This is a genomic window from Nocardia elegans NBRC 108235, from assembly GCF_001612845.1.
Classification (GTDB): Bacteria; Actinomycetota; Actinomycetes; order Mycobacteriales; family Mycobacteriaceae; genus Nocardia; species Nocardia nova.
This window is the reverse complement of the sequence record NZ_BDBF01000089.1, coordinates 1-15,657: the sequence shown is the minus strand read 5'-3', so window position 1 is coordinate 15,657 and position 15,657 is coordinate 1. Positions and strand designations below refer to the sequence as shown.

Genomic DNA, 15,657 nt, shown 5'->3' with positions numbered 1-15,657 from the left:
GGCGACACTGCTGGTCGGCGCGATCTCGCGAGCCTTGGCCACCGCGCCACTGTCCGCCGGTCGCGGCCGGGCCGAGCGGATCGGGCGGATCGCGGTTGCCGTGATCACCGGTGTCCTGGTGGCCGAGCTGGCGAGCACGGTGATTCTCGCCGGATCCGTCGACCGCACGCTCGACGATCGGTCCCGCCGCGACGCCGACTCCGCCGCGACAGTGGTCACCGCCCGCACGGAGCTCGACCGAGCCACTGCCGAACGCAGCGCACTCACACAGACCATCGCCCAGGCGCAGGCCGATATGGATCAGGCCCTCGTCGTCGCCCGCTGTGAATACCACCCGACGCCGCAGTGCCCGCAGACCAAGATCACCGGGGTGCCCGGCCGGGGTCCGGAATCACAGACCGCCAACGCGATGCTCGACGATGCCCGCGGACGGCTCAACACCGCCGAGGCGCGCGTCCAGCCCGTGGACGCGGAGATCGCCACCCGCCAGAGCGCCCTGGAGCAGGCCCGCACCGCCGCCTTCCACACCGGAGATCGTGGTCTGGGCGCGCGCTGGCTGGCCATGAACGACTACACCACCGGACATCCGGTTGCGCTGCTGTTGCGCCTGCTGACGATCGCGATCGGGGTTCTCCTCGCTCTGCTGCCGCTGGTGCTGCGGTCCTGGCGGGGTGAATCGTCGTTCGACCGCGCCGTGGCCGCGCGCGCCGAAGCCGACCGCGCCGAGCGGGAAGCCGATACCGCGGTCGCGGTCCAGCGCGCCGAACACCGGGTTGCCACCGCACAACTGGCGTTGCACGCCGATACCGCCATCGACCGCGAGCGCCAGCGCAAACGGGTGATCGCGGCGATCGGCAATCTGGAAATCGGCATCACCGAACCGCAGCGCCGGGCGGTCGCCGAATTCGAGGCGCTGGCCGCCCTTCCGCCGGGTGCGCAGACCGCATCCGCGACCTCCCCGACCACGGGCGCATTGCCCGCTGCCGAATCCCCGGCCCGAACCGACTCGACACAGGAGGCGACCGTGACCGCACGGAATCTGCCCGCACAGCTGCCCTCGGCCGGCCTCGCGCCGCATTCGCCGGCCGCGGTGCCCGCCCCGCGCGAGGACGCGAAAAAAGGTGGCGGGCTGGAACTTCCGGTGATCGGCACGGTGCCGTTCACCGATACCGCCGCGCGCTGGATCCGTCCGCTGGTCCCCGGATTCGTCACCACCGCGCTCGATCGGACCATCGACACCGCGGTCGCACCGTTGCGGACCGTCCGTCAGGTCTTCGAGGAGGCGGAGGAGATCACCTTCACCCTCAAACGCACCCGCAAGGTGACGGTGAACTCCGAGGATTCGCTCGATCCGGCGGTGGGCTACGGACATCCGGGCCATCCGCTACCGGATGCGCCCTACGCCCAGGTCACCGCTTCGTACCCGTACGACGCCTACCAGCACGACCCGCGTTATGCCGCCTACCGGCACGACCCGCGCTACGCGCGCTATGCGGCCCTCCCGCACCGGAATCCCGCCGCGCACCCCGATCTGCCGGAATCCGGCCGATACGGCGAGCTGCCCGCCGGAGAGACGACCGAACTCGGCTACCGCGCCCCACGCGAACTGCCGCCCGGCTCCGGCCGCGACTGACCGAACCCGACCGGACGCCCCAGGCGTCGCGGTCACGTGGTTTTCGGCCGAACCGGTCATATCCACCCGGTTGCGTCACCCGCCGGGTGGCCGATCGGATAACCGTCATACGTCCGGGTCCGTGGATAGACTCGGCCCGTGTTTCCAGTCGTGACCGATCGGGAGGGGCGATCGTCCGCCCACCGCGTGGTGCCGCCGCGCGGTGCCGACGACCGCGACTCCGGCGGTGGAGACGACGCTGAACGCATCCCGGTGCGACCGCTGACGTGGCGGGAGTTGGGCGACCTGCCCTTCGCGGTATTGCAGCATCGAATCCGGCCGATCGCCGGGTTGGCGGGTGTGGGTCTGGCCGCGGCCCTGGGGATCGTGGTCGGGGTCACCGCGCTGGTGTCGCTCGCGACCGACGATTCGAGCGCCGGAACCGCCTGGGCTGCAATTCTTTCCACAGCATGCTGTGCATGGGTGCTGCGGCTGTGGATAGTCGGCGTGACCGTGCCGATCGGGCTGGCCGTCGTCCACAACCGGCCGATCACCGCGCGCACCGCCGCCGCGCGCCTGCTCCCGGTGTCCAGCCGGCTGCTGCTGAACCAGGTGATCTCCACAGCGATCGGCGTCGGCATCCTCCTGCTCGGTACGCCGCTGATCATCACGCTGATTCCGGCGGTGATCTGGCTGGCCCGGGTGCGCGGTACGCGATGGCCGATCGTGCCGGTCCTGTTCGCCGAATCGACCCCGTACGCGGTGGCGGTCCGGCGAGCGAAACTGCTCGCCACCGGACGGGTGATGCCGCTGGCCGGACTGTGGCTCTATCTGCGCGGCGTGCTGCTGGTGCTGGCGGTGCCGGTCGCGGGACTTCTGGGCTTCCTCTCCGATATCTCCGGAACCCATCGCTGGGCGGTCGTCACCCTGCTGTCCGGTGCGGCACTGCTGATTTCGGCGTTCGCCGCGGCCGTCGACGCCGCGACCGCCGTAGTGGTGTATCTCGACAGGCGTTGCGGCCGGGAGGGTTTGGATATCCGGATACCCATCGGGCAGGCGGCACGGTGACCGACGACGCACGCGCGGATCGGCCCGAGGCGCCGCCACCCCCGACGCTCGGGCCGGCCGCCCAGCACCGGGCCGCGGCCGAATCCGCCGCCGGGCACCACGACTTCGATACCGCACTGCGCGAACGCTTCCGCGCCGTCGTACGCGGCCTCGAACAGGGCGGCGTACTCGAGGTCCGGCGTTCGCGCACGGCCCGGGAGACCGCCTCGGCCGCGGGGCACGCGCTTCCGGACGCCTCGGCCGAATTGGACTACGCCGCACACAGTTTCGACGAGATCGTCTACGGCGGCCGCACTGCCACACCGGACGAATATCAGCGCCTCACCTCGGCCGACCGCTATTCGCTGGCGCCGCCTCCCCCTCCCGACCCGGTCGAACAGCAGCGGTCCGAACGCAAGCGCGCCGGCCGCCGCCGCTTGCCGCCGCTGCCACAGTTGGTGCGCGACAAGCGCTTCTGGGCCGCCGTGCTCGGCGCGCTCGTCATCGCGCTCGTCGTGTATCTGCTGTTCCGGCTGGCCGCCGCGCCGACGGCCCCGCCGCAACCGACCCAGCCGCACGCACCACCGCCGCCCGATCACCCGGATATCCGCCCGCCCGACGTGGGCGAGGGCAGCGATTCGATCTTCCAGCGCTTACCGCCCTGGCTGGCCTACGGCGGGTTGCAGGCTCTGATCTTCGCCGGCGTCGTGGTCTGGTGGCGCGCCCGCCGCCGGGGTGCCGTGGTCGGCGAGCCGCGCCCGGTGCAGGTGGCGGCCGGTGAGCTGCTGGCGGGTCAGGCCGCGCTCTACCGCAGGACCAAGGATCGCGACCATGTCGGGGCGAAATTGCGCGCGGCCACGCTGCGACGCGTCCGCGGCCGCGTGAATCTGCGCGCCGATGCCGCGCCGGAGCAGGTGAGCGCGGTGATCGGCGCCCGGATCGGCGTCGATCCGGGCCGCATCGCCACGGCCTTCTACGGCCCCGTCGCCGACGACTCGGCGCTGAAATATGTGGCGGCACAACTGGACTGGATCGAATCGGAAATAGGATGACGGAGACCGGATGACCACGGCGCAGACCAACCACATCCCCACGGCCGACCAGGCGCTCCGGGCGCTGGGCGAGGTGCGTGCCGAGATCGGCAAGGCGGTCGTCGGCAACGACCACGCCGTGCTGTACCTCGTGCTCGCCCTGCTGTGCCGTGGCCACGTGCTGTTGGAAGGTGTGCCGGGCGTGGCGAAGACGCTGCTGGTGCGCGCCCTGGCAGCGGCGCTGGAACTCGACCACACCCGGGTGCAGTTCACTCCGGATCTGATGCCCGGCGATGTGACCGGCTCCCAGATCTACGATCCGCATTCGGCCGAATTCACCTTCCGCCGGGGGCCGGTCTTCACCAACCTGCTGCTCGCCGACGAGATCAACCGCACGCCGCCGAAAACCCAATCGGCACTGCTGGAGTCGATGGAGGAGCGGCAGGTGTCGGTGGCCGGCGTCCCGCAGCCGCTGCCCGATCCGTTCGTGGTGATCGCGACCCAGAATCCGATCGAACAGGAGGGCACCTATCCACTGCCGGAGGCGCAGCTGGACCGGTTCCTGTTCAAGGTGGACATCCAGTTGCCCGGCCGCGACGACGAATTCCGGATCCTGCAGCGCCACGCCGCCGGCTTCGACCCGCGCGACCTGGGGGCAGCGGGCGTGCGACCGGTCGCCGGAGCCGCGCATATCGCGGCGGCACGGGCCGCCGTCGCGCAGGTGACGGTCAACCCGGAGGTGCTGGCCTACATCGTCGATCTGTGCCGCGCCACCCGTACCTCGCCCGCGGTCCAGCACGGCGCTTCCCCGCGCGGCGCGACCGCGGTGCTGGCCTCGGCACGAGCCCTGGCGTGGCTGAACGGCCGCGCCTTCGTCACTCCCGACGATGTGAAAACCGTTGCGGTGACGGTTCTCCGGCATCGTCTGCAGTTGCGTCCCGAGGCCGAACTGGACGGCGTGACCGGTGAAGGCGTGATGTCCTCGCTGTTGGCCGCGGTCCCGGTTCCGGTGTAGCGCAATGATCGTCACGGGTCGGCTCGCGGTCTGCGCGGCGGTGGCTGCGGTGGTGGTCGGTGTCGCGCTGCCGTCCTGGGCCGGCGTCGTCGTATTGACGAGTGTGCTGGCCGTCCTCGTCGCAATAGACGTGATCGCTTGTCGCGCCGATGATCTCGAGTTGTCCCGGGTTCCGCTCACCACCGTCCGCGTCGGCCACACCGCCACAGTCGAGCTCACCGTGCTGAACCGCGGCCCCCGCGCGGTGCGGGCGCGGCTGTGGGACGACTGGCCGCCCAGTGCGCAGGCACCGGCCGAGACCCACCGGTTGCAGCTGCCGCCGAATACCACCACCCGGCTGGCCACCACCGTCCGCCCGGCTCGCCGCGGCGATCGGATCGCGGGACCGGTCACGGTTCGGTTGTTCGGTCCGCTCGGCCTGGCGGGGCGGCAGTTCCGTCGCACCGTACCCGCGACGGTGCGTGCGCTGCCACCGTTTCGGACCGAACGGATCCTCGCCGCCAAGGTGAAACGGCTGCGGCATCTGGACGGCCGATCGGTCGCCACTCTGCGCGGTCCGGGCTCGGAATTCGATTCCTTCCGCGAATACGTAGCCGGTGACGATGTGCGGTCCATCGACTGGCGAGCCACGGCCCGCGCCAGCGATGTGCTGGTACGCACCTGGCGTCCCGAACGCAACCGCCACGTCCTCATGTTGCTGGATACCGGCCGGATCAGCGCCGCCCGGCTCGGTGAGCAGACGCGGCTGGACACCGCCATCGAGGCCGCCTTGCTGCTGGGCGGACTGGCGTCCGCGGCCGGGGATACCGTCGACCTGCTGGCCTTCGATCGCGAGATTCGCGCCGAAGTCCGGGGCGCACGCGGAAAGGCGGTGCAGCCCAAGCTGATGCACGCCCTCTCGGGCGTCGTGCCCGCGCTGCTGGATGCCGACACCCCGGCGATGGTCCGCACCGCGGTTCGCCACACCCGCCGCCGCAGCCTGGTGGTCTGGTTCACCAGTCTCGACGGGGCGATGGTCGAAGAGAATCTGCTGCCGGTACTCCCGGTGTTGAGCAGCCGGCACCGGGTGCTGCTGGTGTCGGTCACCGATCCGGAGATCGCGGCGACCGCGACCCGTCGCGATACCGCTGCCGAGGTCTATGCCGCCGCGGCCGCCGAACATCTGCTGACCGAACGCGCGATCGTGCGAGAAACCCTGCAGCGCCAGGGCATCGACGTGGTGGCCGCGGCGCCGGAGCGAGTCCCGGAGGCGCTGGCCGACGAGTACCTGGAACTGAAGCGGTCCGGAGCCCTCTGAGCGTTCACGATCCCGGCCGGACCACCGATGCGTACGGCTGCGCCGGCCCGGCAGGTGGTGCCCACTGCTGGGGCATCGGCCAGAAGGGCAGGCGAGGCGGCGGCAGAATCCGGCGTTGCCGCTCCCCGATGACCGCACCGAGGATGTGCAGCGGCGGATATCCGGCCGGTGGCGCCACCCGCAGTTGATCGCACACCGCGATCACCAGCGCCGCACCGAGTTCCGCCTGCACCTGCGGGGTGAGCTGCGGGAAGCGGGTCAGATATCGCCGCACGGGCAGCGCGAGATCCTCGGTGAGACCGGACAGATCCAGCCGGCCCACCCAGTCGACCAGCCAGGGCGGAGCAGTGGCCAGCGCGGGCATGGGAATTCGCGCCCGATCCGACACCACGACGGTGCCGGCCAGGATGTCACCGACCCGGCGCGCCCGCGGCGAACAGAGCGAGGTGACCACCGCGACCAGACCGAACCCACCGAGATTCCAGAAATCGACGAGGGCGCCGGCGAGGCCGCGGGTCAGCGCGTGCCGGAAATCGACGGGCCCGCCGTCGCTGCGCACCACGCGCAGGCCCAGCGCCAGTTTTCCCACGGTCCGCCCGCGCATCAGTGTTTCGCTGACGACCGGATAGCCGACGAGGACGGTCACCATCGTCACCAGCACGGCCACGTCGACCCACGCGCCGTCGGGTTCGAATCGGAACAACACGGCGAAGACGGCCGACAACAACAGCAGGCCGAGCACGAGTTGCAGCACCAGATCGATCGCGAAGGCCGCGGCCCGGGTGGGGATGCGCGCGATCGGCAACTGCAGGGAGACGGCCTCCCCGGTGGTGAAATCGGCCATGATCGCTCCAGTATCCCGAATCGGGCGCGTGCGAACTAGCCTTCGAGAGGACCGGGCGGACACAGGAGAATCGCCGCGATACCCAGCGAAGCTCATTGCGGCGATTCGGTCGGGTGCGGATGTCCCGCAGGAACACAGGAGGAGCCGATGGACGTCGATGCCTATTCGTTCGCGCAGCGGCGGCATTGGGATCGGCTCGACCGGCTGACCGCGCAGCGGCGGCTCAGCGGCGCCGAGGTGGACGAATTCGTGGCCCTGTACCGCCGCACCTCCCAGCAGCTGGCGCGGCTGCAATCACATTCGCCCGATCCGGAGTTGATCAACGGTCTCAGCGCGGTACTCGCGCGGGCCCGGGGACGGCTGCTGGGCGCGCGCACCGACACCTGGTCGCAGATCGGCTATTTCTTCACCCATCGGTTCCCCGCCGCGGTGTATCGAGCGTGGCCGTGGTGGGTCTCGGTGGCGGCGGCGTTTCTGGCCGTCTCGGCCGGTATCGGCATATGGGTGTCCGGCTCGGGTTCGGCGCGAAGGACTTTGGGGCTGCCGTCGAATGCGGAATCGCTGACCGCCCCCGGCGGCCGCTTCGAGTCCTATTACTCCGAACATCCCCACGACGCCTTCGCCGCACAGGTGTGGACCAACAACGCCTGGGTGTCGGCCATCGCGTTGTTCACCGGCATCCTGATTCTCCCGGCGGCTTATCTGCTGTTCATGAACGCACTGAACGTCGGAGTCTCCGCGGGGCTGATGGCGGATGCCGGGCGGCTCGACTCGTTCTTCGGATTCCTGCTCCCGCACGGCATGCTCGAGCTCACGGCCGTCTTCGTCGCCGGCGGCGCGGGGCTGAAACTGGGTTGGACGCTGATAGAGCCGGGGCCGTCGTCACGCGCCGAGGCGCTGGCCCAGCAGGGACGGGCGACGGCGACGATCGCACTCGGGCTGGTGGCGGTCCTATTGGTCTCGGGCCTGATCGAGGGTTTCGTCACACCCGCCGACTGGCCCGCGCCGGTGCGAATCGGTGTCGGGCTGGTTGCCGAACTCGGATTTCTGACCTATGTCTTCGGCCCAGGGCGCCGAGCGGTGCAGGAACGAGCGGCGTTGCGGTCCGCGACAGATGCGAGCGAGCGCATATCGGGCTAACGCCGGGGCGGGTTCTGCTGAGGCTGAGAAAATCCCTTGCGAGAGGGCGGGGATTCGAAGGATCATCGGAGTGCCGATTTGAGATCCACTGGCCGCAGCGAGTCCAGCTCAGCTGCGGCCAGCGTTACCGTCGACTCTACACAATCGTTATCCCTGCGCAACCTCCTGCACACTCCGTCTGCCCGGCCGTAACCGGGCCGAAACCCGCAGTCCGACAGCATCTCCGGAGACCATTCGCAAATACCTGGCGGGCGGTCGGAAATAGCGGTCCCACACATACCGCAACGCTCCGGTAGCCGGGATTTTTCTGCTAATTCGGCCGTTACTCGCGGTGCCGGATACCCGGACCGCGATGATTCCCCGGCGCGTCGCCTGTTGCTCACCTGTTCGTCATCACTGCAGGTCAGTGGCTCAATCGACCTGCGGCCAACCAGCTTTACCCACCTCACTCGGCCAGCAAACAAACTTCAAGTTTGTTACTGCCGGAGTTTCCAAGTCTGCTGTCAGGTAATTCTCAGATGGTTGCGTATGCGCTTCCATTGAATTGCGCAGTTATTTCGACAGCGAACTCGAACGGCATTTTTTCACCGGTGATATCCGAAGCGAATAACGACCGGTCAACCGCCGAAAGTGCGGCGAAGATCACACCGGCGCGCGCGTCCTCGCTCGAACCTGCGGGTATCCGACCTGCCGGACCGCGATACTGAGACCCATGACCGCCGAACAGCAACCCACCCCGGTCGTCACGCAGGCCGCGGAACGGTTCGAGATCAGCGTGGACGATCGGCTCGCCGGATTCACCGAATACCTCGACCACGACGGGCAGCGGATCTTCTACCACACCGAAATCGACTCCGACTTCGCCGGACGCGGCCTGGCCGGCGCCCTGGTCTCACAGGCACTGGACCGTACCCGCGAGGCCGGTCTGCGGATCGTGCCGATCTGCCCGTTCGTGGCCGGCTACATCCAGAAGCACGAGGAATTCGCCGACATCACCGACGCTGTCACGCAGGACGCCGTCGACTACGTGCGCACGCAGCGAGGCCGCTGACGAACGTCCCCGGAAACGATGCCGTCAGCGCACCCGGTCCGCGACCGGAACCTTCCACGCCTCGGGCAGACTGCGACTCGACACCTCGGCGATATCGCGCAATCGCCCGAGGGGAGTTCCCAAGCGGCTCAATTGGATAAGGCCCTGCGCGGTCATCACCACGGTGGCGCTGTAGGCGGCCAGGGTCGCCGCGTCGAGTTCGGCGCCGGATTCCTCGGCGGCGCGGCGTATCCGTTCGGCGACACTGCGTTCCATGGCGGCGGTGGTCCGATTCCCGATGCTGATCACTTCGGGCAGCCGCGAGCCGAGCTGGGCGATGCTGTTGAGCATCAGGCAACCACGCCGATCGGGCTGCGAGACGCAGTCGTCGATGATCGCCTCGAACAGTGCGCGCACGGCCGCGTGCGCCGAACCGGGAGCCGAGGTCACCACCTCCCGGACCAGGCGGGCACGGCCCTCGCAATAGCGTTCGAAGGCGGCGAGGAACAGTCCGCGCTTGCTGCGGTAGGCGGCGTAGATGCTGCCGTTTCCGATGCCGCTGGCCCGCGAGACGTCCTCGACCGACGTCTGCTCGAAACCCTGCGACCAGAACAGTTCGGTGGCGGCGTCGAGCAAGGCCGATTCGTCGAACTGTCGTGGCCTCCCCATGGCGCCCACCGTATCAATCCCACTGCGACCCCGGCCACAAAGCTTGTTCTGGAGGCGTGACTCCAGAATGATGGCGGGATGGCCCTCGAACTCGCTCAACTACCGCGTCGGCGCGTAGGAATTCTGGTCTTCGACGGCGTCAAGATGCTCGACTTCACCGGTCCCGCGGAAGTTTTCGTCGAGGCCAACCAAGCCTGCCCCGGATACGAGGTCGTGCTGGTGTCGGCGGACGGCGGCAGTGTGCAGACCTCGATCGGCGCTCGGATCGAATGCGCTGTCGCGGCAGCCGACGCGGGCGCCTTCGACACCGTCGTGATTCCGGGCAGTGAGCTGCCACCCTCGAAATTCGTCACGCCCGAACTGCTCGCGGCGGCGCGGCGACTGTCGTGGAACACCCGTCGTCTGGCATCGGTGTGCAGCGGCGCGTTCGTCCTCGCCGAACTGGGCCTGTTCGACGGACGCCGGGCGACCACGCACTGGAAGTTCGCCGCCCATCTGGCCCGGCGCTATCCCGCGATCGACGTGGCCGCCGACGACATCTACGTGCGTGACGGAAACCTCTACAGCTCGGCCGGAGTGACCGCCGGGGTCGACCTGGCGCTGGCGATGGTCGAGGAGGATTTCGGCCCCGACATCGCGCGCCGGATCGCCCAGCTCATGGTGGTGTACATGCAGCGCGCGGGCGGGCAGTCGCAGTTCTCGGCCTCGCTGTCGGGGCCGGCGCCGCGCAGCCCGCTGGTGCGCAAGGCCGTCGACCTCGTCTGCGCGGATCCGGCCTTCCCCCATACCGTTCGGACGCTGGCGGCACACGCCAACGTCAGTCCGCGGCATCTGACCAGACTGTTCCGCGCCGAATTGGAGCGCTCCCCCGCCGAGTACGTCGCCTTCATCCGCTTCGGGGTCGCCCGCGACATGCTGCATGCCGGCTTCGGAGTGACCGAGGCGGCGATGGCCGCGGGCTACGGCAGCAGTGAGGCGATGCGCCGCGCGTTCGTCGCCCGGCTCGGGATATCGCCCAGTAAATATCAGCGCCGGTTCCGCTCGACCGGTTCCGGCGAGACACCCTTGGTCGCCGCCGTGTCTTGATCCGGTGTTTTCGCGTCCCGTAGCGAGGGGCGCGCCGCCCTCCCACCAGCGGAAACTGTTCGGGCGCCGCGTTGTTCGCAGCCGCACACCCGCTGAAAGGAAAAACCCGATGACCGGAAATCCGCTGGGCGTCTCCCTCGAGCCGGCCGCCCAGGAGTTCGTCGACGCGACCTCCCAGCCGCCGTTCCTCTATCAGCTGCCGCCCGAGGAGGGCCGCAAAGCCGTTGATTCGGTGCAGGATTCGCCGATCGAGAAGCCGGCGATCGACGAGGAGTGGATCACCGTCGAGGGCGGGCCGACCGGGTCGGTGCGGGTCCGCGTCGTCAAGCCGCAGGGTGTGACCGACATCCTGCCCGTCATCGTCTACACCCACGGCGCGGGCTGGGTGTTCGGCGATGCGCACACCCACGACCGGCTGGTACGCGATCTCGCCGTGGGCGTGCACGCGGCCGTCGTCTTCCCCGAATACGACCGCTCCCCCGAGGTGCGCTATCCGGTGGCCAACGAGCAGTCCTACCGGGTCGCGCAGTGGGTGCGCTCGAACGGCGCCGAGAAGGGGCTCGACACCACCCGCATCGCGATCGCCGGCGATTCGGTGGGCGGCAATATGGCCATCGCGCTGACGCTGATGGCCAAGGAGCGGGGCGACGTCTCGTTCGTCCAGCAGGTGCTGTTCTATCCCGTCACCGACGCCAACTTCGATACGCCGTCGTACGAGCGGTTCGTCGAAGGCTACTTCCTGACCCGGGAAGGGATGCGGTGGTTCTGGGACCAGTACACGACCAGCGAAGCGGACCGCGCCCAGATCACGGCCTCGCCGCTGCGCGCCACCACCGAGCAGCTCGCCGGGCTGCCGCCGGCGCTGGTGATCACCGGTGAGGCCGACGTCCTGCGCGACGAGGGTGAGGCCTTCGCAGCCAAACTCCGCGACGCCGGTGTCCCCGTCGTCCAGACCCGCTACGGCGGCATCATCCACGATTTCGTCATGGTCAACTCCATGCACGACACCAACGCCGCGAAAGCAGCCGTCGCCCAGGCGGTTTCGGTGCTGCGGGCGGCCCTGTACCCGGCCTGACACACAAAAAGAAGAGCCGCAGATCGGATTCGATCTGCGGCTCTTCCTCTGTGGGCGAAGGGGGACTTGAACCCCCACGTCCCGAAGGACACTGGCACCTGAAGCCAGCGCGTCTGCCATTCCGCCACTCGCCCGAGCGACTGGAAGACAGTATCACGCGCTCGGTTCCGGCACGAAATCGCCTGCTCACGAGGGTTGCGGACGAGTATTTTCGGGAAATGGGAACCGTGGGTGGACGGTCGTGAGTTACAGGGGTGGAGGATCGTGGATATCATGCAGTGACCGTGTCCGTTCGACGACACGCCCTATCGGCATGTCGTGTCGCGGGATCGTGACGCCCGGACGACACAGACCGATCAGCTGACGTAGACATACAGCGTAGGCAACGAGGGCGGGCATCGAAGGGAGGCCGGTATGGGCATCGTCTCGCGTTTCGAGCGACGTCTGCAGGGCGCCGTCGGTGACGCCTTCGCCAGGGTCTTCGGCGGCAGCGTCGTTCCCCAGGAGGTGGAAGCGGCGCTGCAGCGCGAGGCCTCGGATCGCCTGAGCGAACTCGACGGCGGGCATCTGCTCGCCCCGAACGTCTACGTCATCACGGTCAACCCCACGGACCTGCAGGAACTCGACGCAGACCACGAGTTGACCACCCGCGCGTTCGCCAAGCATTTACAGGACTACATCCGCGATCAGGGGTGGCAGACCTACGGTGAAGTGCACGTCGAATTCGAGACATCCCCTACGCTGCACACCGGACAGTTCAGGACGCACGGCCGGGTCGACCCGGATGCGGGCCGCCGGAACCCCCCGGCGCCGCGCCGGCCGCCCGATCGACCTGGACGACCCCCACAACGACCCGCACACCCGCAACCAGGAGCTGGCCCCATGACGCAGAACTCAGGCTACGACCCCAGCCGAGAGCCCGCGGAGTCCGATCCACGCAACCGCGGGTACGCACCCCCGCCGGGGGGCCGCCCCGCGCCGCAATATCAGGACGACTACGGCCGGGGTGGCCAGTATCCCGGTGCCGGTGAGTACGCCGCGCCGGAATCGCAGCCCGCCTACGGCGACTATCAGCAGGGCGGCGGCGACTACCAGAACGGCTACGACTACCAGCAGGGCGGCGCGGGCTACCAGCAGGGCGGCGCGGCCTACGGTCAGCCGGGCTACGAGCAGGGCAGCTACGACCAGAGCAGTTACGACCAGGGTTACGGCCAGCAGGCCTATGCCGACCAGGGGTACGGCCAGCAGCAGGCGTACGAACAGGGCGGCTACGAGCAGAGCGGCTACGACCAGGGTTACGGTCAGCAGGGCTACGCCGACCAGGGGTACGGGCAACAGCAGGGCTACCCGGAGCAGAACTACGGTCAGCAGCCGGGCTACGGCCAGGCGCCCGGATACGACCAGGGTTACCAGGCTCAGGGCGGCTACGGCCAGCAGGGCTACGCCGACCCCGGCTATGCCGATCAGGGGTATGCGGACCAGGGCGGTTACGGCGCCGAGGATCAGGCCTACGCTCAGCAGCCGGCCTACGGACAGCAGGGCGGCTACGCAGCGGCCCCGCAGCCGGCGCGCGGCGGGTCCGGCTATTCGGCCACCCTGCACCTCGACGACGGCAGCGGCCGCACGTATCAGCTACGCGAGGGCAGCAACATCATCGGGCGTGGCCAGGACGCCCATTTCCGGCTTCCCGACACCGGGGTGTCCCGCCGCCACATCGAGGTGCGCTGGGACGGTCAGGTCGCGATGCTCTCGGATCTCGGATCCACCAACGGGACGCTGGTCAACGGCTCGCCCGTCCAGGATTGGCAGCTCGCCGACGGAGATGTGATCCGGGCCGGGCATTCCGAGATCCTGATCCGAATCGTCTGATCCCGTAAGCTCGCCGGTGCAGGTCACGATGGGGCGCGAAAACCGCTCGCCCGTATCGTGATCGCAACCGGTCATCGGCCCTATTATGCTGCCAACATTCGCTCGGCAGCCGGGCCGTGCTGACCAGCACGCCGGTTGGGGGACGAAACGCCACTACGGGACCGGTTGAACAGGAGGTGGAGCGCCGTGCAGGGACTGATCCTGCAGTTGACCCGTGCGGGGTTCCTCTTGTTGTTGTGGCTGTTCGTGTGGGCGGTGCTTCGCACCTTGCGCAGCGACATCTACGCGGCATCAGGCATTCGGATCCAGCCCCGACCCACCCGAGGTTCGGTGGTGCTGCCATCCTTCAGCCGTGGCCAGAAGGGCGCCAAGTATCTAGTGGTGACTCAGGGTTCACTCGCCGGCACTCGGATCACGCTCGGCACCCAACCGGTGCTCATCGGGCGTGCAGACGACTCCACGCTGGTACTGACCGACGACTACGCCTCGACCCGGCATGCACGGTTATCGCCGCGCGGCGAGGACTGGTACGTCGAAGACTTAGGATCGACCAACGGGACCTACCTCGATCGAGCGAAGGTCACCACCCCCGTCCGAGTTCCGCTCGGCACCCCTGTCCGTGTCGGTAAGACTGTGATCGAGCTGCGATCGTGACTCAAGTTCTCCGCTACGCAGCGCGTAGCGACCGTGGTCTCGTCCGGGCGAACAACGAGGACTCCGTCTATGCCGGTGCACGCCTGCTGGCGCTCGCCGACGGCATGGGCGGGCACGCCGCCGGTGAGGTGGCCTCGCAGTTGATGATCGCCGCGCTGGCTCATCTCGACGACGACGAGCCCGGCGACGATCTGCTCGGCAAACTCGACCGGGCGATTCGCGAAGGCAACGCCGCGATCGCCGACCAGGTCGAGGAGGAACCCGAACTCGACGGTATGGGCACCACGCTCACCACCATCCTGTTCGCGGGCAAGAAGCTCGGCCTCGCCCATATCGGCGACTCCCGGGCCTATCTGCTCCGCAACGGCGAGCTCGCCCAGATCACCCGCGACGACACCTTCGTCCAGTCGCTGGTCGACGAGGGCCGGATCACCCCGGAGCAGGCCCACACCCATCCGCAGCGGTCACTGATCATGCGGGCACTCACCGGAAACGAGATCGAGCCGACGCTCATCGTCCGGGAAGCCCGCGCCGGTGACCGCTATCTGCTGTGCTCGGACGGCCTGTCCGACGTGGTGAGCGACGAGACCATCGCGAACACCCTGCGCGAGGGCAATACCGACGAGGCGGCCGACCGGCTCATCGAATTGGCCCTGCGCAGCGGCGGTCCCGACAATGTGACCGTCGTCGTCGCCGATGTGATCGATCTCGACTACGGCCAGAGCCACCCCATCGTCGCGGGTGCGGCCTCCGGTGAGGACGAGGACACGCCGCCGCCCAACACCGCGGCCGGGCGTGCCGCCGCCATGCGTCCCCCGCGAGCGGCACCTCGCCGGGCCGCGGTCACGGCGGAACCGCCCGAGCCGCGCAAGAGTCACAAGGGCCGCTGGATCGCGCTGGCCCTCGCCCTGGTCGTGGCCGTCGTGGTCGGACTCGTGGTGGGCTACAAGATGATTCGCAGCAACTACTACGTGGGCGCCGACAACGGCAACGTGGTCATCATGCGCGGTCTGCCCGGCTCGGTCCTCGGCTATTCGATTCAGGATGTGGACCAGCTGGTCTGCGTCGACTCGCACAACAAGGTCACCCTGATGCGCCCCGGCGCCGGATTCCCCAGCGGGTGTAAGCAGCTCGCCGTGGCCGATCTGCAGCAGACCGGCCGCGACAAGGTCAACAACGGCCTGCTGCCGCCGGGTGGGTTCGACTCCACCCGCGGTCAGCTGGAGAAGCTGGCCGCCACCGATCTGCTGCCCGTCTGCGTCAAGCCGGCGCCGCCGGTCGCCCCGCC

General features: G+C 68.8%; 14 protein-coding genes and 1 tRNA gene. 12 read left to right on the top strand and 3 right to left on the bottom strand.

Annotated features, from left to right (window positions below; all coding sequences use genetic code 11):
• From NE2_RS33855 to NE2_RS33835, 5 genes are all read left to right on the top strand, one after another.
• A partial coding sequence (locus NE2_RS33855; RefSeq protein WP_063032775.1) for a DUF4407 domain-containing protein occupies window positions 1–1,633 on the top strand: 1,633 nt, incomplete at its 5' end.
• Between the two features lie 138 nt (window positions 1,634–1,771).
• Window positions 1,772–2,680, top strand: coding sequence for a hypothetical protein (locus tag NE2_RS33850; protein WP_233429969.1), 909 nt, complete (start codon window positions 1,772–1,774; stop codon window positions 2,678–2,680).
• On the top strand, window positions 2,677–3,711 hold the full coding sequence (locus NE2_RS33845; RefSeq protein WP_063032771.1) for a DUF4129 domain-containing protein: 1,035 nt from the start codon (window positions 2,677–2,679) through the stop codon (window positions 3,709–3,711). The genes NE2_RS33850 and NE2_RS33845 overlap by 4 nt, the downstream gene beginning before the upstream one ends.
• Window positions 3,712–3,721: 10 nt before the next feature.
• Complete coding sequence (locus NE2_RS33840) at window positions 3,722–4,705, top strand: AAA family ATPase (RefSeq protein WP_063032769.1); 984 nt, start codon at window positions 3,722–3,724, stop codon at window positions 4,703–4,705.
• Between the two features lie 4 nt (window positions 4,706–4,709).
• The gene (locus NE2_RS33835) at window positions 4,710–6,002 is read left to right on the top strand and encodes a DUF58 domain-containing protein (protein WP_063032767.1); all 1,293 of its coding nucleotides are present in this window, start codon (window positions 4,710–4,712) and stop codon (window positions 6,000–6,002) included.
• Between the two features lie 4 nt (window positions 6,003–6,006).
• On the opposite strand, the gene NE2_RS33830 is transcribed toward NE2_RS33835, so the two are convergent.
• Complete coding sequence (locus NE2_RS33830) at window positions 6,007–6,846, bottom strand: RDD family protein (RefSeq protein ID WP_063909557.1); 840 nt, start codon at window positions 6,844–6,846, stop codon at window positions 6,007–6,009.
• A gap of 147 nt (window positions 6,847–6,993) precedes the next feature.
• Here NE2_RS33830 and NE2_RS33825 point away from each other — a divergent pair, with 147 nt between their 5' ends.
• Entirely contained in the window at window positions 6,994–7,986 is a 993-nt protein-coding gene (locus NE2_RS33825) for a stage II sporulation protein M (protein ID WP_063032765.1), read from the top strand.
• Window positions 7,987–8,698: 712 nt separating this feature from the next.
• A complete protein-coding gene (locus NE2_RS33820; protein WP_030516716.1) occupies window positions 8,699–9,037 on the top strand; it encodes a GNAT family N-acetyltransferase in 339 nt (112 codons plus the stop codon).
• Window positions 9,038–9,061: 24 nt separating this feature from the next.
• On the opposite strand, the gene NE2_RS33815 is transcribed toward NE2_RS33820, so the two are convergent.
• Window positions 9,062–9,685, bottom strand: coding sequence for a TetR/AcrR family transcriptional regulator (locus tag NE2_RS33815; RefSeq protein ID WP_063032763.1), 624 nt, complete (start codon window positions 9,683–9,685; stop codon window positions 9,062–9,064).
• A 78-nt stretch (window positions 9,686–9,763) separates the two neighbouring features.
• Here NE2_RS33815 and NE2_RS33810 point away from each other — a divergent pair, with 78 nt between their 5' ends.
• Entirely contained in the window at window positions 9,764–10,771 is a 1,008-nt protein-coding gene (locus tag NE2_RS33810; RefSeq protein WP_063032761.1) for a GlxA family transcriptional regulator, read from the top strand.
• A gap of 109 nt (window positions 10,772–10,880) precedes the next feature.
• The gene (locus tag NE2_RS33805) at window positions 10,881–11,846 is read left to right on the top strand and encodes an alpha/beta hydrolase (RefSeq protein ID WP_063032759.1); all 966 of its coding nucleotides are present in this window, start codon (window positions 10,881–10,883) and stop codon (window positions 11,844–11,846) included.
• A gap of 51 nt (window positions 11,847–11,897) precedes the next feature.
• Here NE2_RS33805 and NE2_RS33800 read toward each other — a convergent pair.
• Window positions 11,898–11,980: transfer RNA gene (locus NE2_RS33800), tRNA-Leu, on the bottom strand.
• A 280-nt stretch (window positions 11,981–12,260) separates the two neighbouring features.
• Here NE2_RS33800 and NE2_RS33795 point away from each other — a divergent pair.
• From NE2_RS33795 to NE2_RS33785, 3 genes are all read left to right on the top strand, one after another.
• The gene (locus NE2_RS33795; RefSeq protein WP_063032757.1) at window positions 12,261–13,715 is read left to right on the top strand and encodes an FHA domain-containing protein; all 1,455 of its coding nucleotides are present in this window, start codon (window positions 12,261–12,263) and stop codon (window positions 13,713–13,715) included.
• Between the two features lie 186 nt (window positions 13,716–13,901).
• A complete protein-coding gene (locus NE2_RS33790) occupies window positions 13,902–14,369 on the top strand; it encodes an FHA domain-containing protein FhaB/FipA (protein WP_030516711.1) in 468 nt (155 codons plus the stop codon).
• Window positions 14,366–15,657, top strand: a 1,292-nt coding sequence (locus NE2_RS33785) for a PP2C family protein-serine/threonine phosphatase (RefSeq protein ID WP_063032755.1), incomplete at its 3' end; no start/stop codon positions are given. The genes NE2_RS33790 and NE2_RS33785, both read left to right, overlap by 4 nt.

What these genes read in the sequence shown, in the direction of transcription:
- NE2_RS33840 (WP_063032769.1), top strand. Translation starts at nt 3,722, where the DNA reads ATGACCACGGCGCAGACCAACCACATCCCCACGGCCGACCAGGCGCTC.
- NE2_RS33835 (WP_063032767.1), top strand. Translation starts at nt 4,710, where the DNA reads ATGATCGTCACGGGTCGGCTCGCGGTCTGCGCGGCGGTGGCTGCGGTG.
- NE2_RS33830 (WP_063909557.1), bottom strand. Translation starts at nt 6,846, where the DNA reads ATGGCCGATTTCACCACCGGGGAGGCCGTCTCCCTGCAGTTGCCGATC.
- NE2_RS33825 (WP_063032765.1), top strand. Translation starts at nt 6,994, where the DNA reads ATGGACGTCGATGCCTATTCGTTCGCGCAGCGGCGGCATTGGGATCGG.
- NE2_RS33820 (WP_030516716.1), top strand. Translation starts at nt 8,699, where the DNA reads ATGACCGCCGAACAGCAACCCACCCCGGTCGTCACGCAGGCCGCGGAA.
- NE2_RS33815 (WP_063032763.1), bottom strand. Translation starts at nt 9,685, where the DNA reads ATGGGGAGGCCACGACAGTTCGACGAATCGGCCTTGCTCGACGCCGCC.
- NE2_RS33810 (WP_063032761.1), top strand. Translation starts at nt 9,764, where the DNA reads ATGGCCCTCGAACTCGCTCAACTACCGCGTCGGCGCGTAGGAATTCTG.
- NE2_RS33805 (WP_063032759.1), top strand. Translation starts at nt 10,881, where the DNA reads ATGACCGGAAATCCGCTGGGCGTCTCCCTCGAGCCGGCCGCCCAGGAG.
- NE2_RS33795 (WP_063032757.1), top strand. Translation starts at nt 12,261, where the DNA reads ATGGGCATCGTCTCGCGTTTCGAGCGACGTCTGCAGGGCGCCGTCGGT.